The organism is Sphingomonas sp. S2-65, from assembly GCF_021513175.1.
GTDB lineage: Bacteria > Pseudomonadota > Alphaproteobacteria > Sphingomonadales > Sphingomonadaceae > Sphingomonas.
Window position 1 is genome coordinate 3,360,676 of sequence record NZ_CP090953.1, and the last position, 24,404, is coordinate 3,385,079.

General features: G+C 66.0%; 18 protein-coding genes and 1 tRNA gene. 13 read left to right on the plus strand and 6 right to left on the minus strand.

Annotated elements, in window-relative coordinates:
• Positions 1-79 precede the first annotated feature (79 nt).
• Entirely contained in the window at positions 80-763 is a 684-nt protein-coding gene (locus LZ586_RS15855; protein WP_235077283.1) for a Fe2+-dependent dioxygenase, read from the plus strand.
• 116 nt (positions 764-879) lie between these two features.
• A complete protein-coding gene (locus tag LZ586_RS15860) occupies positions 880-1,119 on the plus strand; it encodes a hypothetical protein (RefSeq protein ID WP_235077284.1) in 240 nt (79 codons plus the stop codon).
• Positions 1,120-1,200: 81 nt separating this feature from the next.
• On the opposite strand, the gene LZ586_RS15865 is transcribed toward LZ586_RS15860, so the two are convergent.
• From LZ586_RS15865 to LZ586_RS15890, 6 genes are all read right to left on the minus strand, one after another.
• On the minus strand, positions 1,201-2,121 hold the full coding sequence (locus tag LZ586_RS15865; protein ID WP_235077285.1) for an FAD:protein FMN transferase: 921 nt from the start codon (positions 2,119-2,121) through the stop codon (positions 1,201-1,203).
• 98 nt (positions 2,122-2,219) lie between these two features.
• A complete protein-coding gene (locus LZ586_RS15870; protein ID WP_235077286.1) occupies positions 2,220-3,116 on the minus strand; it encodes a DUF4198 domain-containing protein in 897 nt (298 codons plus the stop codon).
• Positions 3,117-3,135: 19 nt separating this feature from the next.
• A complete protein-coding gene (locus LZ586_RS15875; protein ID WP_235077287.1) occupies positions 3,136-3,660 on the minus strand; it encodes a DUF2271 domain-containing protein in 525 nt (174 codons plus the stop codon).
• 13 nt (positions 3,661-3,673) lie between these two features.
• Positions 3,674-4,315 (minus strand): PepSY-associated TM helix domain-containing protein, encoded by a 642-nt coding sequence (locus LZ586_RS15880; protein WP_235077288.1) that lies wholly within the window; start codon positions 4,313-4,315, stop codon positions 3,674-3,676.
• 134 nt (positions 4,316-4,449) lie between these two features.
• On the minus strand, positions 4,450-9,057 hold the full coding sequence (locus LZ586_RS15885; RefSeq protein WP_235077289.1) for an NAD-glutamate dehydrogenase: 4,608 nt from the start codon (positions 9,055-9,057) through the stop codon (positions 4,450-4,452).
• A 72-nt stretch (positions 9,058-9,129) separates the two neighbouring features.
• On the minus strand, positions 9,130-10,392 hold the full coding sequence (locus LZ586_RS15890) for a hypothetical protein (RefSeq protein WP_235077290.1): 1,263 nt from the start codon (positions 10,390-10,392) through the stop codon (positions 9,130-9,132).
• Between the two features lie 185 nt (positions 10,393-10,577).
• Between LZ586_RS15890 and LZ586_RS15895 the strand changes: the two genes are divergently transcribed.
• The 11 genes from LZ586_RS15895 (at position 10,578) to LZ586_RS15945 (ending at position 24,328) form a co-directional block, all read left to right on the plus strand.
• Positions 10,578-10,653, plus strand: a tRNA-Thr gene (locus tag LZ586_RS15895).
• Between the two features lie 149 nt (positions 10,654-10,802).
• On the plus strand, positions 10,803-11,030 hold the full coding sequence (locus LZ586_RS15900; RefSeq protein WP_235077291.1) for an Arm DNA-binding domain-containing protein: 228 nt from the start codon (positions 10,803-10,805) through the stop codon (positions 11,028-11,030).
• Between the two features lie 185 nt (positions 11,031-11,215).
• Positions 11,216-11,608, plus strand: a complete 393-nt coding sequence (locus tag LZ586_RS15905; RefSeq protein ID WP_235077292.1) for an STAS/SEC14 domain-containing protein — start codon at positions 11,216-11,218, stop codon at positions 11,606-11,608.
• Positions 11,609-11,761: 153 nt separating this feature from the next.
• Complete coding sequence (locus LZ586_RS15910; RefSeq protein ID WP_235077293.1) at positions 11,762-13,060, plus strand: Hsp70 family protein; 1,299 nt, start codon at positions 11,762-11,764, stop codon at positions 13,058-13,060.
• Positions 13,057-13,257 carry a hypothetical protein gene (locus LZ586_RS15915; protein WP_235077294.1) on the plus strand — a complete coding sequence of 67 codons (201 nt, stop codon included), beginning with the start codon at positions 13,057-13,059 and terminating at the stop codon, positions 13,255-13,257. Before LZ586_RS15910 ends, LZ586_RS15915 begins: the two co-directional genes overlap by 4 nt.
• 250 nt (positions 13,258-13,507) lie before the next feature.
• Complete coding sequence (locus LZ586_RS15920; RefSeq protein WP_235077295.1) at positions 13,508-14,569, plus strand: fatty acid desaturase; 1,062 nt, start codon at positions 13,508-13,510, stop codon at positions 14,567-14,569.
• 200 nt (positions 14,570-14,769) lie between these two features.
• The gene (locus tag LZ586_RS15925) at positions 14,770-17,715 is read left to right on the plus strand and encodes a TonB-dependent receptor (protein WP_235077296.1); all 2,946 of its coding nucleotides are present in this window, start codon (positions 14,770-14,772) and stop codon (positions 17,713-17,715) included.
• Positions 17,716-17,774: 59 nt separating this feature from the next.
• Positions 17,775-19,217, plus strand: coding sequence for a glycoside hydrolase family 28 protein (locus LZ586_RS15930; protein WP_235077297.1), 1,443 nt, complete (start codon positions 17,775-17,777; stop codon positions 19,215-19,217).
• Between the two features lie 13 nt (positions 19,218-19,230).
• Positions 19,231-21,321 carry an acetylxylan esterase gene (locus LZ586_RS15935; RefSeq protein ID WP_235077298.1) on the plus strand — a complete coding sequence of 697 codons (2,091 nt, stop codon included), beginning with the start codon at positions 19,231-19,233 and terminating at the stop codon, positions 21,319-21,321.
• A gap of 8 nt (positions 21,322-21,329) precedes the next feature.
• Positions 21,330-22,745 (plus strand): glycoside hydrolase family 28 protein, encoded by a 1,416-nt coding sequence (locus LZ586_RS15940; protein ID WP_235077299.1) that lies wholly within the window; start codon positions 21,330-21,332, stop codon positions 22,743-22,745.
• A 14-nt stretch (positions 22,746-22,759) separates the two neighbouring features.
• The gene (locus LZ586_RS15945) at positions 22,760-24,328 is read left to right on the plus strand and encodes a carboxylesterase/lipase family protein (RefSeq protein ID WP_235077300.1); all 1,569 of its coding nucleotides are present in this window, start codon (positions 22,760-22,762) and stop codon (positions 24,326-24,328) included.
• Positions 24,329-24,404: the final 76 nt, after the last annotated feature.

Sequence of the window (24,404 nt, forward strand, 5' to 3'; positions counted from 1 at the left end):
CGCGGGCGGAGGGTCTTCCCCAGGGACCCTCCGCCCGGCTAGCCTCCCCGCACCGTCCGCCACGCAAGGCCGAACACCCATGATTATCGCCATCCCCGAACTGCTCGATCTCGCCCAGGTGGCGCGGTTGCGTGGGCTGATCGACGCCGCCGAATGGATCGACGGCAACGCTACGTCGGGCCACCAGTCGGCGCTCGCGAAAAAGAACGAACAATTGCCCGAAAACAGCCCCGCCGCGCGCGAAGCCGGTGCGATGGTGCTCGACGCGCTCGGCAAGTCGCCATTGTTCTTCGCGGCCGCATTGCCGCTCAAGGTCTTCCCGCCGCTGTTCAACCGCTATGGCGAAGGCCAAACCTTCGGCACCCATGTCGACAACGCCATCCGCATCCAGCGCGGCACCGAGTTCCGTATCCGCAGCGACCTGTCGATGACCGTGTTCCTGGAGGATCCCGCGAGCTATGACGGCGGCGAGCTGGTGGTGGAGGACCATTTCGGCGTCCAGCGGGTGAAGCTTCCCGCCGGTCACGCCGTGCTCTATCCCTCGTCCAGTCTCCACCACGTCACCCCGGTCACCCGCGGTGTCCGGGTCGCGTCGTTCTTTTGGATGCAGTCGATGATCCGGGACGACAGCGCGCGCCGCATCCTGTTCGACCTCGACCAATCAGTCCAGCGGCTCACCGCTCAGCTCGGCGCCGCCGATCGCTCGGTGATCGAACTCACCGGCGTCTACCACAATCTGCTGCGCCGCTGGGCCGACGCCTGAGCCTTCCGGTCCCCTTACCCGGCTTATCGCAGCGTCGCGTAAACGCACTGCTGCCGAGTGGTTGAACGTTGAGGTTCCCTCTGCCAGACGCGGCGTTCGCTTGAATAAGGGTGCAAATGAAAAAACTAGTACAGCTCGTCTGCGTGGTGCTGATCGCGGCCACGATCATGTTCGGCGGCCGCTGGTATATGTACGTCGCATATGCCGACAGCCCGTATGACGAGGTCGGCATTGCGCTCAACGGCTATGCGCCGGCACCGGTGCGCGCCTGGGGCTGCCACAAGATGCAGGCGCGCTTTCCCGGCCAGCTGCCGCCTTACGGATGCGGCGCGTCCGATGGCCGCACGTGGATCTGACGACACGATGACCTGAGGAGGCGAGCGTCGACAGCTGCGCTGATTGACGCGCCTCGCACCTCCGACGCGCCTGTCTGTGCGTCAGCCTAGCATCCCCGTCAGCCGCGACGACAGCAGCTCGCCGCTCCCGCGTACCGCCATATGCACGGCCAGCCCTTCGCGTTCGGCCGCCGCCATGCCCTCCGTACCCAGCACCGTCAGCGCGGTGGCCCAGGCGTCGGCCAGCATGCAGCTTGGGTGCAGCACCGTCAGCGACGCGACACGGTTTTCGAGCGGACGTCCGCTGCGCGGATCGAGTGTGTGCGCATATTCACGCGCGCCGTGGCGAAAGCGGCGTCGGTAATCGCCCGAGGTCGCGATCGACAAGCCGTGCAGTGCCACGCGGATCGGCGCGGCCGCGACGCCTGGGGCCGGCTCCAGGTCCACCCACCAGGGCTGGCCGTCCGGCTTGATCCCCTCGCCGCGAAGCTCCCCGCCGATCTCGACCAGGAAGTCGGCCAGCCCGAGGCCGCGTAGCCGCTCCGCGACCGCATCCACGGCATAGCCCTTGGCGATCCCGGAAAAATCGAGCGTGGCCGGGGCGAGCCGCCGCGCCCGGAGGCCGTCCTGCTCGACATGGCGCCGTCCGGAAGCGGCCAGCGCCTGGTTGAGCGCGGCTTCGCTGGGAACGCCGTCTCGCGGCCGGGCAGGCCCGAACCCCCAAAGGTCGACAAGCCGCCCCATCGCCGGATCGAAGGCCCCGTCGCTCGCCTCGGCCACCTTCAGCGCGGCGGCGAGCACCTCGGCGAAGCCAGGCGGCAGCGGCTGCCAGCGGCCGAGGTCCGAGCGGTTGAACCGGCTCAGGTCGGAACCCGGTTCCCAATGGCTCATTTCGGCAACGACCCGGGCCAACACGCCCTCGATCTCGGCAAGGATCTCGGCGTCGCTCAACGCAAGTTGCGGCTGTCGAACCTCTGGTGACGTGACTGGCCGCACGACCTGAACCGACCAAGTCGTTCCCATCGTCTCCCCGGCAAACGCCGCCACCTGCGCAGCGGCCTGCCGCCGGTGGAACGCCGCCGGCGACAGGCTGCTGGGAAGGGCGATGCGCGGTTGCGCGCTCAGGGGGCGAGCACCTCGAGCGTGGTGGTGTAGCTGATCCGGCGGCCACGCGGCATGCCACGACCGGGTCCACCGGTACCACCCTGGCCGGCAGCGGGTCCGCCCTGGCCAGCACCAGGACCCCCGGCACCGGGACCTTCGCCCTCGGGGCGGGGCGCGTTCGGCGTGACGTTCATCCAATACATGCCCGCCTGCGGCCAGGTGATGCTCACCTTGCCCTGCGCGTCGGTGCGCAGGTCCATCTGCTTCAGAGCGTCGCGGTAGCGGATGCCGCCGGGGATGGCGGTCACGTACAGGTTCGCCCCCGGCTTGCCATCGACCAGGAACTGGAAGGTTGCCGCCTCGCCAGCAACCAGGTCGTTGGGATGTGTCACCGGCACCAGCTCCAGGCCCTTGCCGGTGGGTTTGAACACGGTGTTGGTCGGCGCGCCCTGCGTCACGAAGATCTCGTTGCGGGCATAGCTTTCGCTGGTCTGCACGTCCGTGGCGCCCGCCGGGATCGCGCTGGCCAGCGTGTCGTGGGTGGTGCCGCGCGGCAGCATCTTGGTCTCGCCGTTCAGCTTGTAGCTGCCGAACACGCCCTGGTTGACCGTGCCGATGCGATACGTGCCCTGCTGCGTCAGGTGCACGTCGAAGGTCGCGCGGTAGCGGCCAATGCTGTGGTTCTCGACCTTGCCCTCGCTGCCGTCGGGCTGGGTCACGGTCGGTAGCGCACGGAACGGCTGGTGGTCGAAATAGAACAGGTCGTTCGACACCGCGGCGTCGACCGTCACCCAATTGTCGGTGCCCGAGATCGTGGTCGAGGAGGGCAGGAACCACATGCGGTGGGCCAGCGCCGCCGGCGCCGCGACCGCTGCCATCGCAGCTACGGCGAGAAGGGGAGTGCGAAGGTTCATGGGATACGGTCCTTCCGGGTTAGCGCTTGAGCGTAAACGAGACGGCGCCCAGCTCGGTCGAGCCCTTGAGCGCGCCCTTGGCGGCGGTGCCGTTCCAACTGAACGGGAGGCGTACCATCTCGCGGCCGCCGACTTCGCGGGCGGCCTCGACCACCAGCGTGTATTCGCCCGGGGTCAGCCGCGGCATGCTGCCACGCCCGCCGACCAGTTGCAGCCGCTGCGTGCCGGGGGCGCGGGTCGCGCCGCTCACTCCGTCGGCGGGGAAGGTCATGCCGCGCCCGCTGGTGCGCCACCACTGTCGGATATCGCGCAGCCACTTGGTGCCTTCGCCACCGCGCTTGTCGACATCGTACCAGACCGACAGCGTGCGCGGCGTGGTCCCGGTCTTCTCCAGCCACACCGCGACGTAGGGCTTGTGGTACTCGGCGACCCGCAGCCGCGGGATCTCGACTGACAGGTCGAGCGTCTGCGCACCGGCTGCGGCGGGAAACAGGCTGCCGGCTCCGATCGCGGCGGCGGTAAGTCCGGTCAGGCGGATATGCATGGTTCGGCCTCGTTCAATGGATGAGGAAAATGGCGATGAGCGCAGGGATGACGAGCCCCATGCCGACCAGCGGCCAGGTGCTCTTGCGATGCTTCGAGTGCATCTGCAGCAGCACCAGTCCGGTCATCGTGAAGATGATGCAGGCGAGCACGAAGATGTCGATGAACCACTTCCACGCGGTGCCGGCGTTGCGCCCTTTGTGGAGGTCGTTGAGATAGGCGATCCAGCCGCGCGAGCTGCGCTCGCTGGTCACCGCACCGGTTTCCCGGTCGATCGCCACCCAACCGTCACCACCGGGGCGGGGCAGGGCAAGGTAGATTTCGTCCGCCGACCATTCCGCGGTCCCCTGGGCGGGCATGTCGAGCGCGCCTTCGACGAAGCGCGTGACCTCGCCGGGAAGCGGCTTCTTCGCGTCGGCGGCATTGTCGGGGCGCACCTGTGTCAGCAGCGGCGCCGGCAGTTGGGCCTTTCGCTCCACCGATTGCGGCGATCCCTCGATGTCGGCGGCGTGGTTCAGCGTGAAGCCGGTAAGCGCGAACAGCAGCAGCCCGATCAGGCTGATAGCGGAGCTCATCCAATGCCAGGTATGGAGCTGCTTCAGCCAGAAGCTTTTCCGGCTACGCTTGCGGGGAGCCGGGGCGGCGCTTGCTTGCATCGAGGGGACGTTGCTCGTTCGTTTCGGGTATCCATCGGTAACGCGAACGATTCGCAATTGCAAACGCTTCCCTCTGCTCCTCACTGGTTTGGCGTAACTTTTCTAAACTTCCGATGCTGCGGATGCTGCGGGGTTCAGCGCCCCAGCAGCACCCGCGCCTGCCCGGCGATCTGCGCCAGCATTGCCGCGTTCGGCGTCGCAGCCTGTCGCGCGCGGCGGACCAATCCGGCGAACTGCTCCACCCGCGGCGCATGTGCCTTGAGCCACGCCTCGACTCCGACCTGGGGATCGCCATCCGGCAATCGGCTGAGGAAATCCAGGCGAAGCTGCTGGAAGTCGCGGGCAAGCCCGGCGATCAGCAACCGCTCCCACGGGTCGCCCGTGCTGATCCGCGCGGCCGTCGCCTGCGCCCAGTCGAGCCCCAGCACCTGACCAAGATGAGTAAAGGCGCGGGTAAGCTCGGTTTCGTCGATCGCGCGGCGAACCCCCAGATCGGCCAGACCGACCGCGCCGTCCATTTCAAACAGCCGTACCACCTTGCCGACCAGCTCCGCCGGCGCACCGGCGGCCTCCAGCCTGGCGGCGATGCGCCCGCTCTGTGCCTTCACCTCGTCAAGCAGCAGCGCCTTGGCCTGCCGGTCGAGCGCGTCGATGCCCGGCGTCAGCCGCTCGATCATTTCGCGCGGGCTCGCCCCTGGCGGCGATGCGCGCAGCAGGTCCGCAACTTGCCCACGAACCGCGACCGCCATTTCGTCGAGCAATGCGAGGCGTGCGCCTTCGCTTATCGCCGCCGTTTCCACCGCCTCCCAGGTATCGCTCAGGCAGAACAGGCGTTCGGCGACCACGAACATCGCGGCGATATCCCCCATCGCCGCGCCTTCTTCCTCGGCGAGTTCGAAGGGATGCAGCACGCCCAGCCGGTTCACCAGGCGATTTGCCAATTTGGTCGCGACGATCTCGTTGCGAAGCCGGTGGTCCTTGATCGCCGGGGCGAAGCGAGCCTGCATCGCCTGCGGAAACGCCGCGAGCAGATCGCCTTCCAGTTCCGGATCGTCCGACAGCTGTCGCGTCTCGATCGCATCCTGCAGCGCCAATTTGGTCGACGCCAGCAACACCGCCAGCTCGGGCCGCGTCAGCCCGCGACCGTCTTGCGCTCTGCGAAGCAGTTCCTCGTTAGAGCCCAGGCCTTCGACTGCCCGGTCGAGCCGTCCCGACGCTTCGAGTATCTCGATCACCCGCACATAGCTGGGCAGCGACACGGCGCCGTCATTCTCCATGAACGATAGCGCCAGCGTCTGTAGGCGATTGTCCTCCAGCACCAACTGCGCGACGTCGTCGGTCATCTCCGCGAGCAGTGTGTTACGATCCTCGAAGCCGAGCCTGCCTTCGATAACCTCGCGGTTCAGCGCGATCTTGATGTTGACCTCGTTGTCCGAACAATCGACGCCTGCCGAGTTGTCGATGAAGTCGGTATTGATGCGCCCGCCCAGTCCAGCAAAGGCGATGCGCGCGGCTTGAGTCACGCCCAGATTGGCGCCCTCGCCGATCACGCGCGCCCGCACTTGCTCGCCGTTGACCCGCAGCCGGTCGTTGGCCGGGTCACCCACGTCCGAATGGCTTTCGCTCGCCGCCTTCACATAGGTGCCGATACCGCCGAACCACAGCAGGTCGATCTGCGCCTTCAGGATCGCTGTGATCAACGCAGTGGGATCGATCTCGTCCTGGTGGAGCCCGAGCAGCGCCTGCACCTGCGGGCTGAGCGGGATGCTTTTCTCGGTACGCGCGAACACGCCGCCGCCTTGCGAGATCATCTTGGGATCATAGTCGGCCCAGCTCGAGCGTGGCAGAGCGAACATGCGGCTACGCTCTGCCCAGCTCGCGGCAGGATCGGGATCGGGATCGAGGAAGATGTGGCGGTGGTCGAACGCGGCGACCAGCTTGATCGCCTTGCTGAGCAGCATTCCATTGCCGAACACGTCGCCCGACATGTCGCCACAGCCGGCGACTTTCACCGGCTCGGACTGCACGTCGACACCCATCTCTAGAAAGTGGCGGCGGACCGAGACCCAGGCGCCGCGCGCAGTGATCGCCATCGCCTTGTGATCATAGCCGTGGCTTCCGCCCGACGCGAAGGCGTCGCCCAACCAGAAGTCGCGGTCGGTAGCGATCGCATTGGCGACATCGGAGAAGGTCGCGGTGCCCTTGTCGGCTGCGACGACGAAATACGGATCGTTGCCGTCCAGAACCGTCACGCCATCGGGATGCACGACTTCACCGCCGACGATGTTGTCGGTGATCGACAGCAGCGCGCGGATGAAGATGCGGTAGCTTTCGGTTCCTTCGGCGAACCAGGCTTCCCGGTTGGTGGCCGGGGAGGGGAGCAGCTTGGGATAAAAGGCCCCCTTCGCTCCGGTCGGGACGATGACCGCGTTTTTCACGCGCTGCGCCTTCATCAGCCCCAATATCTCGGTGCGGAAATCGTCGCGACGATCGGACCAGCGCAGGCCGCCGCGTGCAACCGGGCCAGCGCGCAGGTGGATGCCCTCGACGCGCGGCGAATAGACCCAGATTTCGCGCCAGGGCAGCGGCTGGGGAAGACCTGGAACCAGCTTCGAGTCTAGCTTGAATGCCAGCGCTTCGCTCGCGGCGGGTGCGAAGGCGTTGGTGCGCAGCGTCGCCGCCACCACGCCCTTGAGCGTGCGAAGAATTCGGTCGTCGTCGATCGCGGAGACCTGGTCGAGGCCGGCATCGATCGCGCGGGTGGCGGCTTCGATCGCCGCTTCGTCCTGCCCCCGCGCCGGATCATGCGCAGCCGCGAACCGGTCGATCAGCGCAGCGGCAACTGCAGGTGCGCGGCGAAGCGCATCGACCACTGTCGCCATGCCATAGCTGAGGCCGGTCTGGCGCAGATAGCGGAACCACGCGCGCAGCAGAATCACCGCGGCCGGCGGCATCCCGGTTTCGACGATCAGCCGATTGAACGTATCGTTCTCGGCGCTGCCCTGCAGCACCGCCGCGATCGCGTCCTCGACCAGCTTGGGCTCGCTCGCCAGCACGCGCGACGTCGTCGCCAGCGCCACGTGGAAGTCGTGTAGGAACACACCATTGCTGAGCTCGGTCGGCACTTCCTCGATTACCCGGAAGCCGAAATTCTCGAAAGCCGGCACCGCGTCAGATAGCGCTAGCGCGCCACCCTGGGCATACAGCTTGACGCGGTACTCGCCTGGGTTGCGCGGGTGCGGGGCAATGCGCACCGAACGGCTGCCGGGCGCATCCAGAGTGGCGATGCGCAGGATGTCACGCGCTGCCTCTTCGGGCGTGCTCGTTGTGCGATAAACCGGTGGGAAAGCCTGGGCGAAGCGCAGCGCCAGCCGCGTCGACGCGCTGCCCGCCTGTTCCGCGAGCGCCGCTTCCACGGCGGGGACCCACCCGCGCACCATGCGCTTCAGCCGTGCGTCGAGCGTCTCCTCATCGGGCACGGTGCCGCCACCGCGCAGATCGAGCGTGTAGCGCAGCAGCGCGACTACTCCGTCCTCCAGCGCGATCGACCAGTTGATCACCTTGGCATTCGCGGCGTTGCTCAGCATCTCGCCGATCGCCTCGCGCCGGCCGGTCGAAACGTCGTCGCGCGGCAACCACACAAAGGCGAACAGATGCCGTCCCAGCAGCGAGCGGACCAGCAACAATTTGGGCCGCGGCCGGTCGGCGACCGACATGGTCGTCAACACCAGCCGTTCGAGCGAGTCGACGTCGAACGCCGTCGTCAGGTCGTGCGGCAGCGCGGTCATCGCGTGCGCCATCGCCTTGCCGGTATGTCCCCTCGGGTCGAAGCCGAACTTTCCTTCGAGCGTCTTCAGGCGGGCCCGAAGCACGGGGACCTCGTCGGGGGAGGCGAACAGCGCCGCACTGGTCCACAGCCCGGCGTGGATCGAAAGTCCCGTCGCCTTCGCGCCATCGGCGACCGGAAGCACGACGATGTCGAGCGGCACCCGGCGATGCACGGTGGAGATGGCGTTGGACTTGAGGAGCAGGGGCGCTTCACCGCCAGCGTTGAAATAGGCGAGCGCCGCCAGGCGCGACGGTTCGGCGAGGATCGGCGTTTCCAGCGGGTGGCGAGCCAAACCGAGCTGGTCCGACACGCTGCCGTCCGCGTGCCATTGCTCATGTGCGAGCAGCGTCATCGCGCCGTTCGCAAACCAGTGCAGCAGCGCCGCGCCCTCGGGCGTGGTGCATCGCGCGGCATCGCCCAGGATCGTCGCCTGCAGCTGCCGCCAGCCTTCCACCGCACTGCGCACTTGTTCGAGAGTTTGTTCGATTTCGGCGATCAGCGCGCGCCGGGTGCGGGCGTCGCCGCGCTCCATTTCGATGTAGATCATCGATTCGCGGCTGCCGCCTCCGATCGAGATCAGCTTGCCCTCGCCATCGCGCTCGACCGGGATGACTGGGTGGATGATGCGGTAGATCGCGATGTCGTGCGCGGCGATGGCCGCTGCGATCGAATCGACCAGGAACGGGCGGTCGTCATTGACCACCGCCAGGCGCATGCGGCGCCGTTCTTCGTCCAGATAGGTCTCCAGCCGGATCTGCGGCTTTCCCGGCGGACGGACCGCCGCCGTCTCGGCGACGTACAGCGCGGCATCGGCGCGCTCGCCCTCGTCCAGTCCTTCCAACTCTCCCGGCAACGCTCCCTCGAGCAGCCGTGCCTCGAACGCCTGCGTCAGCGACGTCATCATGTTTTTCATGCGCGCTGCTATGCTCCCCTGGATTCTGGACCTCAAGGCTTGAGCTGCGGAAAAAGGTCCGCGCGAGGGGCGCTAGGCGGCTGCCGTGCGCATCACGCGTTGAGTGAGGGCAGCGTCGTCCTCCATCTTCGCGACGATGTCCAAGCCCCGCTCTCCGGCACGCGCCAGCAGCACCACGAAGTCGCCGGCCATTCCATCAGAGGCGATCTCGACATGGGCGAGGGGCGGGCGGCTCCGCAGCTCGGCAGCGGCGCGGGCGAAGAGGTCGGTCTTGGCTGCGGGCCGGCGGTGCTCCCGTTCCGCCTTGACGATCGCCTTGATCCCGCCCTCGGCGTTTTCCAGGAACCCGCGCAGCCCGCGCAAGGGGATCGCGTTGCGCTTGGCGTGGCTCAGCACGGCGGCGAACTCGGTAACCCGCGTCTTGTCATATTCTGATCCGAAGACGAGCTTGATCGGCGGGGTCATCGGCGCGCGGGACTGGAGGGTCAGCTCGGCATCCTTCAACAGCCTCAGATATCCGTCGCGGTCGCGTTCGGTGGCGAGTGCGAAATCATAGGCATGCCCGAGCGCGCGATACAGCGCGACTCGGCTGCGCGTGTCCGAAGTCCGCGCCGCCGCGGCCGATTCGCGGGCCACCATCAGCTGATCGGTCAGCGACTCAGGTGCACTTTCGGCGAGCGGCTGGTCATCCGCGGCGTCGATCCCGGCGCTGGGGCCATCCGCCCACACGGGAGCCGATACCGGCATGCTCGGCGCGGAGCGGCGCGAGGCATCGACCTCGGCATTCAGCCGCGCCTGCGTCTCGGCGTCGACAAGCTCTTTCCAGTTGATGACGCCATAGATGAAGTCGATTGTGTCCTCATCCGACGAGAACGGCATCAGGATGCCGCGGTACAGCGTGTTGTGTCCGCGCTGGCCGACGAACTCCGCTTCGAAGCCGATCGGCGCGCGATTGGCGATGATCTGGAGATAATGATCGGTCAGCCGCGACAGCAGCGACCGGCTCGGTACTTCGGCAACGCGCCGGATCGACGGGGTGAAGCCGCACTCCTCGCGCAGCGCGGTCCCGAGATAACGGATTTCGGGATCCTCCACCCCGCGGCTGAAGTCGAGGAGCACGCTGTTGGGCCCGAAATCGGCGATGTTGCCTGGGTGCAGGTCCTCGATCGATGGATAGGAACGCCCGTGCAGCAGCGACACCCAGTAATTATAGGCGCGGACATGCATCCGCCGCTCGTCGGTGCCGATTTCCAGCGGACGATCCGTGACGGCTTCGTCCGTTTCGACATCGGGATGCGAGTCGAAAGGATCGTTCATGCCGCGGGCCATATCCATGCACGTGCTCCACTCCGGGCAACCGCCCGCTAACCTAGTCGGCGGGTTGTGCACGCTGCGTGGTAAATGACGCGTAAAGCGCGCGGGCGAAAGTTACGGAGCACGATCAGCGTACGGGCCGCTTGTCAGCGCCGATTCATGCTGGTAAGCGCGCCGCTCTTTCCGGACGCAATCGTGTCCGGCAGGCCGCTTTAGCTCAGTTGGTAGAGCATCGCATTCGTAATGCGGGGGTCACAGGTTCGAGTCCTGTAAGCGGCACCAGCACATAACTAGAACATCTCTAGAAACCGTGCAATTCTGCGGTAGTATGGGCGCTACGCGGTCCCATATTTTCTCATTATGGTTCGCCGTGGCCCACGCAAAAGGGGCCACAAAACGTGGGCCACGAACATGCAAGGAGGCGTGGCGCCATGCTTGCCGTGGTGCAGGTTCAGGCGCTCAAACCGGCAGCCCGGCCGTTCAAGGTTTTCGATTCGGCAGGCCTCTACCTGCTCGTCCAGCCGTCCGGGGCGCTGCTCTGGCGCTTCCGCTATCGTTGCTGTGGGATCGAGCGGAAGCTCTCGCTCGGCAGCTTCCCTCAGGTGACCCTGTCGCAGGCGCGCCGGAAGCGCGAAGGCCCGCACGGCGCAACTTCCTGAGATTTGTTCTCGATCGCCGGCCGTTGCCGGCATTGACATGCGATTCTTGATGCGTGCTTCGAATAGCGCCGCAGCACGTGCTCGTGGTCTCGTCCGTCACCCTGCCGCGCCTTCGCCCGCACATCAGGATATGACCGGAGGCTCGCCTTAACGGATTTGCGTCGTCACCTAGCTAGTCGCCTGGCATGTCCTCCGCGAACTACTCGATAGACGTTGATCCGTCGCGCGATCTGGTCCGCGTACGCCTCTCCGGCTTCTTCACGACGGAGGAAATTGACCACTTCGAAGCCGAACTGCAACGTGAGCATCGCAGGCTCGGGTGCAGTCGCAGAGGCGGACCTCTGACGCTGAATGATCTCACCGGAATGTCCATTCAGAGCCAGGAGGTTCTCGCTCGCTGGGATGAGTTCCTGAGGAATCCTACACATCGCTCCCGCCGGTTGGCACTCGTCGTTGCTTCAGCCCTCGGCCGGATGCAGCTGCAGCGCATCATCGGAGACCGCAACGCTCGGGTGTTCACGGATGCGACCGAGGCTGAGGAATGGCTGTTTTCTGGGGGTGAGGCGTCAGCTTCGTGAGCTTAGGCTCGATCTGAGCGGCTCTGCCTCCTGGTAGGCCGCTGCCTGCCGCGCGCGAGAGCGTGAAGCGTCCGCGCGTCGAGGTAGAAGGGCTTGTCCTATGGGCACCTTGACCCTAGCGCGCTCCGACGCTCGTATCTCTGGCATCAAGAAATGAAGCACGCTCAAGCTGGCCGCTTTGCAGGCCTGGACTTCGGCACGACCAACACCGTCGCGGCGCTTGCTGATGGCGGCAACCTGTCGCGACTGGTTCGGCTGGATGGGCCCGATGGAGGCGACGAGGTCTTCCGCTCGGCTCTTTGCTTCTGGCAGGACGAAGGAGTGCCCGGCGGGATCGCCGCGGAAGCGGGACCGGCGGCAATTCGCGAATATCTTAAGTTCCCCAGCGACAGTCGCTTCCTTCAATCCTTCAAGTCGGTCGCGGCCAGCCCGATCTTCGAAAGCGCCTCGATCTTCAGCAGGCGTTTACGCTTCGAAGAGCTCGGCCGCATCTTTCTCGAGAAGCTCGTCTCCCATTCCGCGGGCAGCCTCGATCGGCTTGAACGGGTCGTGGTCGGAAGACCGGTCCACTACGCTGGTGCCCGTTCAGACCCGGCGCTGGCCAGGCAGCGTTACGATGCCATGTTCGCGGGCTTCGCGGGCGAGATTCACTATGTCTACGAGCCACTGGCGGCGGCCTTCAGCTATGCAACCTGCCTGAAGTCTCCGGCGACGCTTCTCGTCGCCGACTTCGGGGGTGGCACGAGCGACTTCTCCGTGGTTCGGGTCGAGGCGCCGGGTGCGGCGCAGCGCTGCACCCCGCTTGGCCATGCCGGCGTCGGGATTGCCGGAGATCGGTTCGATCAGCGCATCGTTGAGCGCCTTGTGTTGCCGATGCTGGGGAAGGGGTCGCAGTACCGCTCCTTCGGCAAGGTGCTTGAAATCCCGGGTGGCTACTTCGCGGACTTCTCCGACTGGTCGAAACTCGCGTTGATGCGCAACCGACGCACGCTCGAGGAGCTGGAGCGCCTTCGGCGCAGCGCTCTGGATCCGAATGCCATTGGGCGCCTGATAGCGATGGTCGAGAACGAACTCGCCTTTCTCCTTTATGATGCTGTCGGGCTGCTGAAGCGCTCGCTTTCGGAACAGGAGCAGGCGACTTTCCGCTTCTCCGGCGCGGGGGTGGAAATCGAGGCGGAGGTTGCGCGCAGCGACTTCGAAGATTGGATCGCCAATGACGTGGCCCGCATGGCGGCTGCGGTTGATCAGGCAGTGGTGCAGGCTGGTGTCGGAGACGCGGAGATCGACCGTGTCTTCCTGACGGGCGGGACATCGCTGGTGCCGGCCGTTCGCGCCATCTTCACGAGCCGCTTCGGCGTTGAGCGAATCGAGTCCGGTGGCGAGCTGACGTCCATCGCGCATGGTCTCGGACTGCTTGCGCAGGAAACGGACCTGTCTGCCTGGGCGGCATGACGGCCGCGTCTCAGGCGGCCTTCAGCGGGACGGCACTCTGCGGACTCATCAAGGCATGTCTCGAAGCGCAAGGTTTCGAGGTGAAAGGCGAGGTGTGCGGAACGGGCGTCGCCGGCATCCGCGACGTGGAGCCGCCCATCGTCGTCGTCGCCGAGCTGAAGCTGTGGTTCGATCTTAACTTGTTCTGCAAGCCATAGATCAGCTCCGCGCGGCCGACCGCCTCTACCCCGCCGTGGTCGCGAGCCGGCGAGGGAGCGATCAGGACCGGCAGGAGCATCGAGCGTCCTCCCGAACATCAAGTTGTTGAACCGGAACCGAAAGGCTGACCCGCAAGCATCCTTATAGCGTCATGGATCGTTAACCCATTTCCTCAGCGCCATGATCGCGACACGAAAATTTCGAGCTTGCGCGTATCCCGCTTTGACGAAGACAGATCCGGCCTGAACCATGACATACAGTGAAGCTTTATCGGCCAGCGCGGGGCAAATACCCGTGAGCGCGCCTTGTGACCTTCGGGGGATCGCGCGCCATCTCGCCACTTTTCGCCAGCCCAGCAACTTGCGCGGGCTCTTCGAAATTGCGGTAAGCGTCATACCGCTGGCGCTTCTGTGGTTGTTGATGTGGCGCTCGCTGCACATCCATTACGCGATGACGCTGCTCCTGGCACTTCCCGCGGCCGGCTTTCTCCTGCGCCTGTTCTTGATCCAGCACGATTGCGGGCACGGTGCGTTTTTCAAGGGCCGGCGTGCGAACGACTGGGTGGGCCGTTGCATCGGAGTGCTGACGCTGAGCCCATATAATCTGTGGCGTCGGGGGCACGCGACACACCATGCGGGAATAGGAAACCTTGATCGGCGTGGCACGGGCGACGTCGACACGCTCACTGTTTACGAGTTCAGGGAGCTCGGCTTCTGGGGCCAACTGCGCTACCGGTTGTATCGGAATCCTGCGGTGATGTTTGGGCTAGGCCCGGCGTGGCTGTTTTTCTTACGGTATCGGCTGCCGCTCGGTCACATGCGCGAGGGTTGGCGCCCTTGGGCCAGTGCTATGGGGACCAACTGTGCGATCGCACTTGTCTCGACAGGTCTGATGCTCCTGGTCGGATTGCGGGCTTTTGTGCTGATCCAACTACCGATCACCCTGATCGCAGCCTCCGCAGGCGTATGGCTGTTCTACGTTCAGCACCAATTTGAGCAGACGCATTGGAGCAAAGGCGAGGACTGGGCTTTCCACGAAGCCGCGTTACGCGGAAGCTCGCATTATGCACTGCCTGGCGTCTTGCGCTGGTTTACCGCGAACATCGGCATGCACCACATTCATCACCTCTGCAGTAACATCCCCTTCTACCGCCTTTCTGCAGCGCTTGAGGCGCGACCCGAGCTCGCGGCTGTCAACCGCCTGACAGTCCGTCAAAGCTTAGGGTCGGTGAGACTCGTTCTGTGGGACGAGGCGGCTGGCCGCTTGATCTCGTTCCGAGAGGCCCGAACCGGCCGGGGGCATCAGCGATGAGAGAGGTTCAGTTCGCCCGTGCTCGTTGCGAACATGCTGGCTCCACCATGCGGGCTTGAACCAAGATGCGCCACGTGAGGCATGTCCGCGACGGGGTCCAGCTTACGAGCAGGTTGACAATCCTTCAAGTTGAGGCATCTTCCAAATGAGACACCGGTGTCTCAGAAGTCCGCTCCTCACGAGCACGAAGGACCAGACCGGTGAAACTACGTGGAGAGGAGATCCATCCGATGGCGTTCGACCGGTCGTGCCTTCTAAACAATTCTGCCCTGGTATCTCTGGGGGTGATCCTCTTTGCAGGAAGTGCGACCAGTGCTGGCGCACAGGTCGCGCCCGCTGCCGACCCCGCCACTCAGATGACTCAGCCGGTGGAGCCTTCCGCGTCGATCACTCAGGATGCCGCGCAGGACGAAGTAGGCGACGAGATCGTCGTTACCGGCTTCCGCCGCAGTATCGAGAAGGCGCTCGAACTCAAGCGCAACAGCAACTCGGTCGTCGACAGCATCGTCGCCGAGGACATCGCCAAGTTCCCCGACAACAACTTGGCCGAGTCGATCCAGCGCGTGCCGGGGGTGACGATCACCCGCGATGGTGGCGAAGGCCGCAACATCTCAGTGCGCGGGCTCGGCGCCGATTTCACGCGCGTCCGCATCAACGGCATCGAGGCGCAGGCGACGACCGGATCGAACCGCGGCCGCGGCTTCGACTTCAATGTCTTCGCGTCCGAGCTGTTCAACCAGATCGACGTGCGCAAGACGCCCTCGGCAAATGTCGAGGAAGGCTCGCTCGGCGCCACCGTCGACCTGCACACCGGCCGGCCGTTCGACAGCAAGGAGCCGATCCTCGCGATCTCGGCGCAGGCCGGCTATAACGACCTCGCCCGCCAGATCGATCCGCGCTTCGCATTGCTTGCCAGCGACCGTTGGGAGACCGGTATTGGCGAGATCGGCCTCGCCGCCTCGATCGCCTATTCGGAGAAGACCACGCTCCAGAACGGCGTCTCCACCGTCGGCTGGCAGCAGGGCAATTCCGACGGCGGCTTCTGCAATCCGGCGACCAACGCCGCGCTTTGCGCCGGGACCAATCCCGCCGCTTATGCGCTGGCGGGCCAGCCGACGACTCGCTACCCGCGCTTCCTGCGCTATCAGGACCAGAACCTGAAGACCGAGCGGCTCGGCATCACCAGCTCGTTCCAGTGGCGGCCGTCACCGGCGACGACCGTGTCGCTCGACGCGCTGATCTCGCGCTTCAAGGGCAATCGCAACGAGCGCCAGCTCGAGGCGATCTCGCTGAGCCGCCCCGCCGCGACCGGCGGCAAGCCCGAAGTGGTGGTGCGCGACATCGCGGTCGACGAGAACGGCACCGCTACGTACATGCTGCTGGACAATATGGACATCCGGTCCGAAAACTATGTCGACAAGTACAGCACGATGTTCCAGCAATATACGCTGAACGTCGAACATGAGTTCAGCGACCGGTTCAAGGCCAGTGTCCTGGGCGGTTACGTCAAGAACGACTTCAACAATTTCTACGACTACATCGCTCAGATGGATCGCCAGAATGTCGACGGTTACTCGTACGACATCCGCGGTTCCGGACAGTATTTTCCGGCGATCAACTATAACTTCGACGTGAAGGATCCCAACAACTGGTATGTTGGCCCGTCGCGCGTGGCGCCGGGCGGCGGCACCGGCGCCAGCGGCCCGGAAATCCGGCTGCGCCCGAACTGGAACGACAATGTCTACAAAACCGGCCAGCTCGATCTGACCTTCAAGGTCAACGACCGGGTCACCCTGACGGGCGGCTTCCAGCGCAAGAGCTATGAATTCGTCGGCCGCGGCATGCGGTTCGCCAGCGGCGAGGGCAACATCCCGGCGCTTCCCGCGGGCACCACGATGGCGAGCATCACCGAGCAATATTGCGGCTTCCGCGGGCTCGCGCTGCCGGCAGGCACCGATAGCTGCTGGGCCACGCCTAACCTGGACGCCTTTGCCAGCGCTTATGGCGTGTTCAGCAATTCGGGGCGCTTCCTGCTCTCGCAGACCAGCGCGAGCGCCCGTGGGGACAACCGCACGGTCAGCGAGAACGATACAGGCGGCTATATCCAGGCCGCCTTTAACTTCGAGATCGGCGGCGTGCCCGTCCGCGGCGACATCGGCTATCGCCGCGTCCATACCAAGCAGGAATCGGGCTTCTACTCGACCGTTCCGACGGCGGTGAACCCATCGGGGTTCGAATGGACCGAAGTGGGCCGCTCCTATGACGACGATCTGCCCTCGCTCAACCTGGTGATCGAGCCCAGCCGCGATCTCCTGCTGCGCATCGGCGCGGCAAAGGTCATGGCGCGCCCGGGGTTGGGCAGCATCTCGGCGGCGACCAACGTCTCGGTCGCCGGCGCCTCGCGCTCGGTCTCCACGGGCAACCCGAACCTGGAGCCTTATCGCGCCAAGACCCTCGATCTGGCGGCGGAATGGTATCCGATGCGCGGCTCGATCATCTCCGCGGCGTTCTTCTACAAGGACATCTCGACCTATGTGCAGAACCTGACGAACACCGCGCCGTTCTCGACCACCGGGCTGCCGGATTCGCTCCTGGCCGGCACCGGCTATGACGGCACCACCGAGTTCCAGATCTCCAACGTCGTGAACACGCCCGGCGGCCCGCTCAAGGGGCTGGAACTCAACGTGCAGCAGGCGCTGACCTTCCTGCCCGGGTTCCTCAAGAACTTCGGCGTTCTGGCGAACTACACCTATGTCGACTCCGACATCGACTATATCGTGAGCGCGACTCCCACGACGCAGGTGACCAGCACCCAGCCGCTGCTGAACCTGTCCAAGAACGCCTTCAACGCCACGCTCTATTATGAGCAGGGACCGTTCCAGGCGCGCGTCTCGGGCAATTACCGCAGCAAGTTCCTCACCTCGGTACCCGCAAGCTACAACACCGATGTCGGCGGCACGCGCAGGGCGACTTATGTCGACTTCTCGATCTCCTACCGTCTGGGCGACAGCATGACGCTCAGCCTGGAGGGCATCAACCTCACCAACGAACCGACCATCAGCTACACGGACTCGGTGGCGGAACGCGTGAGCGACTATTTCCAGAGCGGGCGGCAGTTCTACGCAGGCATCCGCTACAGCTTCTGATCGTGGCATGGCCGGCAGTCCGTCTCGGGCGGACTGCCGGTCCAGACGGAGGCTGGCGCATGGAACGACACGGCTTTGAAGTGAACAGGCGGGCAGTGCTGGCCGGCGGCGCCTGCCTGTCGCTGCCCGTCCCGGTTACGGCGCAGGGGCGCAATGCACCCGATCCCTGGGCCGAGGCACAGGCGATACGCGCCCGCATTCGCCCGCCCAGCTTTGCGCGGGCACGGGCGGTCACGCCCCAGCAATTCGGGGGCGTTCCCGATGGCCGCACGCTGGCGACCGAGGCATTCCGGCGCGCGATCGCCGCCGCCTCGCGCATCCCCGGGGGCGGACGCGTGCTGGTCGATGGCGGCATCTGGCTCACCGGCCCCATCCATTTGCGCTCGAACGTCGAGCTCCACGTCGCGCGCGGCAGCACCATCCGCTTCAGCCCGGATCCCGCGCTGTATTTCCCGCCGGTCCTGACGCGGATGGAGGGCAATGAGCTGATGGGCATCTCGCCCTTCATCTACGCGCTGGAGTGCGAGAACATTGCGATCACCGGCGGCGGAACGCTGGATGGTCAGGCGAGCGAGGCGCATTGGTGGCCCTGGGCGCATTCGCCGCGCGATGGCCTTGAGCGCGATGGCGCCCGCCTGAAGCGGCTGGCCGAAGAGGGCGTGCCCGTCCGCAATCGCGTCTTCGGGCCGGGTTCGACGATCCGCCCGCAGTTCATCCAGCCCTACCGCTGCCGCAACGTCCTGATCGAAGACGTCACGATCCTCCGCTCGCCGATGTGGGAGATCCACCCCGTCGAGTGCGAGAACGTAACCGTCCGGCGCGTGACGATTTCCAGCCACGGCCCCAACAATGACGGGTGCGATCCCGAAAGCTGCCGCGACGTGCTGATCGAGGATTGCCTGTTCGATACCGGCGATGATTGCATCGCGATCAAGTCCGGCCGCAATGCCGACGGCCGTCGGCTGAAGCGTCCGACCGAGAATGTCGTCATCGCCGGCTGCACGATGGTCGATGGCCATGGCGGTGTGACGCTGGGCAGCGAGATCACGGGCGGCGTGCGCAACGTCTTCGTCGAAAATTGCCGGATGGACAGCCCGCGGCTCAACACCGCGATCCGCTTCAAGAACAATGCCGCCCGCGGCGGAACGCTGGAGAATATCCATGTCCGCGACGTGACGGTGGGGCAGGTCGGCAGGGCGGCGATTACGATCGACTATAATTATGGCGAGGGCGCGCAGGGTGGTTTCACCCCGGTGTTCAAAGGCCTGACGATCGAGCGCCTGCTCGTCGGCCAATGCCAGCGAGTCCTGAACCTCCAGGGCTTCAAGGCCGCCCCGATCCGCGACATCGTGCTGCGCGACTGCGTTTTCGTGCGCGCGGCAGAACCCGACTTCGTCCTCCATGTCGAGGGCCTGCGATACGACAATGTCCGCCGCAACGGCAGGGCGGTGAGCGGCCCGACCCCGGGCGGCATCCCGCGCCCAGCTGATGGCGGCGGTTGATAGGAGCATGAGCATGACTCGTTTTTGCCGCTGGCTCGGATGCGCGGTGGGCGCATCGGCCATCGCGCTCGCGTTGCCGGCCAGCGGGCAACAGGCGCCATCCCAGCCGAGCGCGCGCGACCGGCTGATCGATCATCTCACGCGGCTGGCCGATGCGCAGACGTCGGCGCGCGCCGCGCAGATTGCCGCGATCACGACCCCCGCGCAGGCGCGAGAACGGCAAGTCGCCGTCCGCGCGGCGCTCGCCGACCTCATCCGCCCCGAGCATGCGGCGGGAACCGTCCGCTCCGCCGTGACGCACACTGGCAAGGGCGAGGGATACACAATCGAGGCGCTCTGGTATGAGAGCCTTCCCGATTACCGTGTCACCGCCGATCTCTATCGGCCGAACGGCGCCGGTCCGTTCCCTGCGATCATCGTCCAGCCCGGGCATGGAGTGGATGGCAAGCTCGGTGACCATGCCATCGCTGCCCAACTCGCCCGCGCAGGCTTCGTCGTGCTGTCGATCGACATTGTGGGTGAGGGCGAACGGCTGCAATTCCATGATCCGGAGGTTGGCGCGTCCAAGGTCGGCCGCCCCACCGGCGAGCATTCCATGGCGTTCGCCCAGGCGCTGCCTGCCGGCGGCCACGTCTCCCGTTTCTTCCTTCAGGATGCGATCCGCGGCGTCGACTATCTGATGAGCCGCGCGGACGTGGACGGCGGCAGGATCGGCGCGTTCGGCTGTTCGGGCGGCGGGACGGCGGCAGCCTATCTCGCAGCGTTCGACTCCCGCATCGCCGCAACGGCGATCGGCTGCTTCACCAACACCTATGATCACCTCCTGGCGCCCGGCGGGCCGGGACCCCAGGATGCCGAGCAGTCGATCCCGTTCTTCCTGGAGCGCGGCCTCGATCTGCCCGATTGGATCGAGGCGGTCGCGCCGCGCCCCTATGCAGTGGTGTCCACCACCAGTGACATGTTCCCGATCGCCGGCGCGCGCGAAGCCTATGCCGAAGCGAGCCGCTTCTACGGCGTGCTCGGCGCGGGAGACCGCCTCACGATGATCGAGGGGCCGGGCGGCCATGGCGCGTTGGCGCCGATCATGCCCAAGATCGTCGCCTTCTTCACCCGCTGGCTCAAGAACGACACCACCGAGCGGCCGTTCGTGCCGGAGCCTGTGGGCGACCCCGCGCGGCTGCTTGTCTTCCCCGATGCTGCCCCCGGCAGCACGCCTGGCGGCCGCTCGCTCGCTCGGGTAATCGCAGCAGTGGCAAATGCAGTGCGACCGGCCGCCGGCGGGAATGTCGGGGAACTGCGCCAAGCTGTACGAGAGCGCGCACGCATCAGCGTCGCCCCTAGCAGCGAAGCGCCGGAAATGACGCTCGGCGCCGCCGCACCGCGCGAAGGCTATACCCTCCAGCCGCTCGGTTTCGCGGCGGCGGCCGACCTGCGGGTCGACGGGCTCTACGCCCGCGCCGTGGGCAAGGGCAGTCATCCGACTTTGTTGTTGCTCGCCTCCAATGGGCTGCAGGGCGCGGCAAACGCCGGGGGCTTGCTGGATCGCTGGGCCAAGGCTGGCTGGAACGTCCTTGCGCTCGAGCCGCGCGGGGCGGGGGGCAGCGAGGAGCTGAAGTCGGCGCTGACCGGCGATTGGACGCTGCTGTCGCTGCGCGCGCTGCTGGTCGGCAAGACGCCGCTGGGCATGCGCGCCGACGATGCTCTCGCCGCACTGAACTGGCTGGCGAGGCGTCCCGAAGTCGATCGGCGGCATCTCGCCGTACATGGCGCCGGTGCGCTGGGCCCGGTTGCACTCCATGTCGGCGTTCTGGATGCCCGCGTGACGCAGGTGTTCAGCGACGGCGCGATCACGTCTTTCCGCGAGATCGCCGAACGTCCGATCAGCCGCAACGCCGCCGAAGTGAGCGTGCCCGATGTGCTTTCGCGCTACGATCTGCCGGACCTGATGAGCGTGCTCGGCACCCGGCTGACCCTGATCAATCCGGTCAATGCGGTCGGCGAGCCGCTCCGCCTCGAACAGCGGACCGCGCTGCCCCAGTCCGTTCGCGTCATCACTCGCTCCGCGCGCGATCCCATCGCGCCGCCTTCCTTCTCCCGCCGCTAGAGGTGTCCATGTCGACCGATCGCCGTTCCTTCCTGACTGCCGCAGGCCTGGGCGCAATGGCGGCCACGTCCGCGCGCGCCGCGCCGCTCCAGCGCAATGCCAAACCGGCGATCCCGGCGCTTCCGGTGCTGCCGCCGCCGCTGGCCAACGGTGTCCGAGTCGATCCGCGCGAGTTCGGCGCCAAGGCCGACGGCACGACCAAGGACACCGCCGCCGTGCAGCAGGCGCTCGACCGCTGCGCCGTGATGGGCGGCGGCGAAGTGGTGTTGGCTCGCGGCACCTTCCTGGTCGGCGCGATCCGCATCGGTTCGAACACGACCTTGCGGGTGGATGCCGACGCGACGCTCCAGGGATCGGGCGACCTTGCCGATTATCCAGTGGTCCAGGTGCGGTGGGAGGGGCGCTGGGTCCCCGGCTACACCGCGCTTGTCTGGGCACAGGATGCCCGCAACATCCGCCTGAGCGGTAAGGGCCGCATCGTAGCGTCGTCGGCGATCCCGGGCCGCGTCGCGAAGTCGGGCTTGCGGCATCCCGCCCTGTTCGAGTTCGTGGATGTGCGCGGCCTGAGCGTCACCGATCTCCACACCGAGCAGAACGACATGTGGTCGATCCATCCGGTGTATTGCGACGACGTGCTGTTCCGCGGCGTCACCGTCAACGGCAAGGCGGACGGCATCGACGTGGACTCGTGCCGCCGCGTGGCGATCGACAAATGCAATTTCGACACGGTCGACGATTGCATCTCGCTCAAGTCGGGACGGGGGCTGGAGGGCACGACGATCGGGCGCCCGACGGAGGATGTGACGATCACCGATTGCACCTTCCGCGATCATCGCTGGGCCTGCATCGGCATTGGCAGCGAGACCAGCGGGGGCGTGCGCCGCGTGCTGGTGGAGCGCTGCCAGTTCCTCAAGGCACATACCTTCAGCGTTTATCTCAAGAGCCGCCCGGGCCGCGGCGCGTTCATCGAAGACATCACGATGCGCGATCTCGACGTATCGGGTGCGGGCTATGGCTTCCTCCGGCTGAACTTCCTCGACAGTGGCAAGCAGGACCAGTTTCCGGTGCCGGGATTTGAGGGGATTCCGCGGGTCGGCAACTTCGTTTTCGAGCGGATCCGCGTGAAGGACGTGCCGATCCTGGTGGAGGCCGTAAACATCCACCCCGAAAAGCCGCTGCAAGGCTTCGTCCTGCGCGATATCACGGGCACCTGCGGCCACGGCATTACGCTTGCGAACATGCGCGACGTCACGCTGGAGGGGATCAACGTCAACGTCTTCTCCGGGCCCAAATTGGCAGCGGTGAACGTCACCGGGCGGGGGCTCGAAGGCGCGGCGAAACTGGTGCCGACCGAGCGTCCGCCGGCGGTGGTGCCGAGCGCCACGCCTTTCGTCCTGGGCATGCGCCCGGGCGCGCCGAACTGAAGAAGGACCTCGACATGACGACACGCAGGACGGTTCTCACCGGCGCGGCAGCGATCGGCGCGAGCGGATTGGTTTCGCCCGGCTGGGCCTGGGCGGCCGATCGAGACGCGCCAGTCGCGCGAACGACATCTGGTCCGGTGATCGGCGCGCGTGACCGGGACATCTCTGTTTTCAAGGGGATACGCTACGGCGCCGACACCCGACTGACTCGCTTCGCCCCACCTCGCAAGCCCGAACCCTGGACGCGCCCGGTCGAGGCGCTGCGCTACGGCCACGCCGCGCCCCAGCGCAGCCCCACCCCCGACCAGGACGAGGACTGCCTGTTCCTCAACGTCTGGACTCCCGGCCTCGATCGCGCCCGCCGCCCGGTGATGGTCTGGATCCATGGCGGCGCCTATTCGAATGGCTCGGGCTCCGACGCAGTCACCGAGGGCACCCGCCTGGCCCGCCGCTCGGATGTCGTGGTCGTAAGCTTGAACCACCGTTTGAACCTGTTCGGCTACGCCTATCTCGCCCGATTGGCTCCCGGCTTCGAGGCGTCGGGCAATGCCGGGCAGCTCGATCTGGTCCTCGCATTACAGTGGGTCCGCGACAACATCGCCAACTTCGGCGGTGACCCGAACAACGTCATGGTCTTCGGTCAATCCGGCGGCGGCGCGAAGATCGCCACGCTCCTCGCCACCCCCGCCGCCGAGGGGCTATTCCACCGCGCCGCCACGATGAGCGGGCAGCAAGTCACTGCGTCGGGCCCGATCAACGCCACGCGCCGCACGCTCGCCTGGCTCCAGATCCTCGGCCTCACTGCCGAAACCGCAGCCCGCGTACGCGAGTTGCCGACCGCCAAGCTGCTCGACGCGGCGACTGCGGAAGATCCGATCCTTGGCTATGGGGGCCTCTATTTCGGCCCGGTGCTCGACGATCGCGTGCTCCATCGACATCCTTTCTATCCAGACGCCGCTCCGCAAGGGCTCAAGGTGCCAATGATGATCGGAAACACCAAGCAGGAGACTCTTGGCTTCGTCAGCGGCCCGGACAATAGCGGCCTGGACTGGAATCGGCTGCCGAGCCGAATGACTCCATCCGCGATGCGCATCGACATCGCGCCCGAGACGGTGATCGCCGAATATCGTCGGCTCTATCCGAACATGACGCCCGACGAAGTGTTGATCGCGGCCACGACCGCCGGTCGCTCGTGGCGCGGCGCAGTCATCGAGGCGGAGGAGCGCGCCAAGGCAGGGGCCCCGGCCTTCGTCTACCAACAGGATTTCGCGGTGCCGATGCGCGATGGAAGGCGGGGCGCGCCGCATGGCTCCGACATCGCCTTCGTCTTCGACAATCTAGACGCGTCGAGTGCATCGAAACAGCCGGGCGCGGAGCGAATGGTAGCGGCGTTCAACGGCGCCTTCACCGCCTTTGCACGGACGGGCGATCCCAACCACAAGGGCCTGCCGCGCTGGGACCGCTATACGCTTCCCCGCCGCCAGACGATGGTAATGGATGTCGAGCCCCAGCTAGTCAGCGATCCGCGTGGATCCGAGCGACAACTGTTCGCACGCGTGCCCTATGTCCAGCCGGGCACCTGATCTGATACGCTGAACTGCGACAAAATGCCGGGGCTTGGCGAGTGATGCTTCGAGACAGCTAAACGAAAACGGGAGG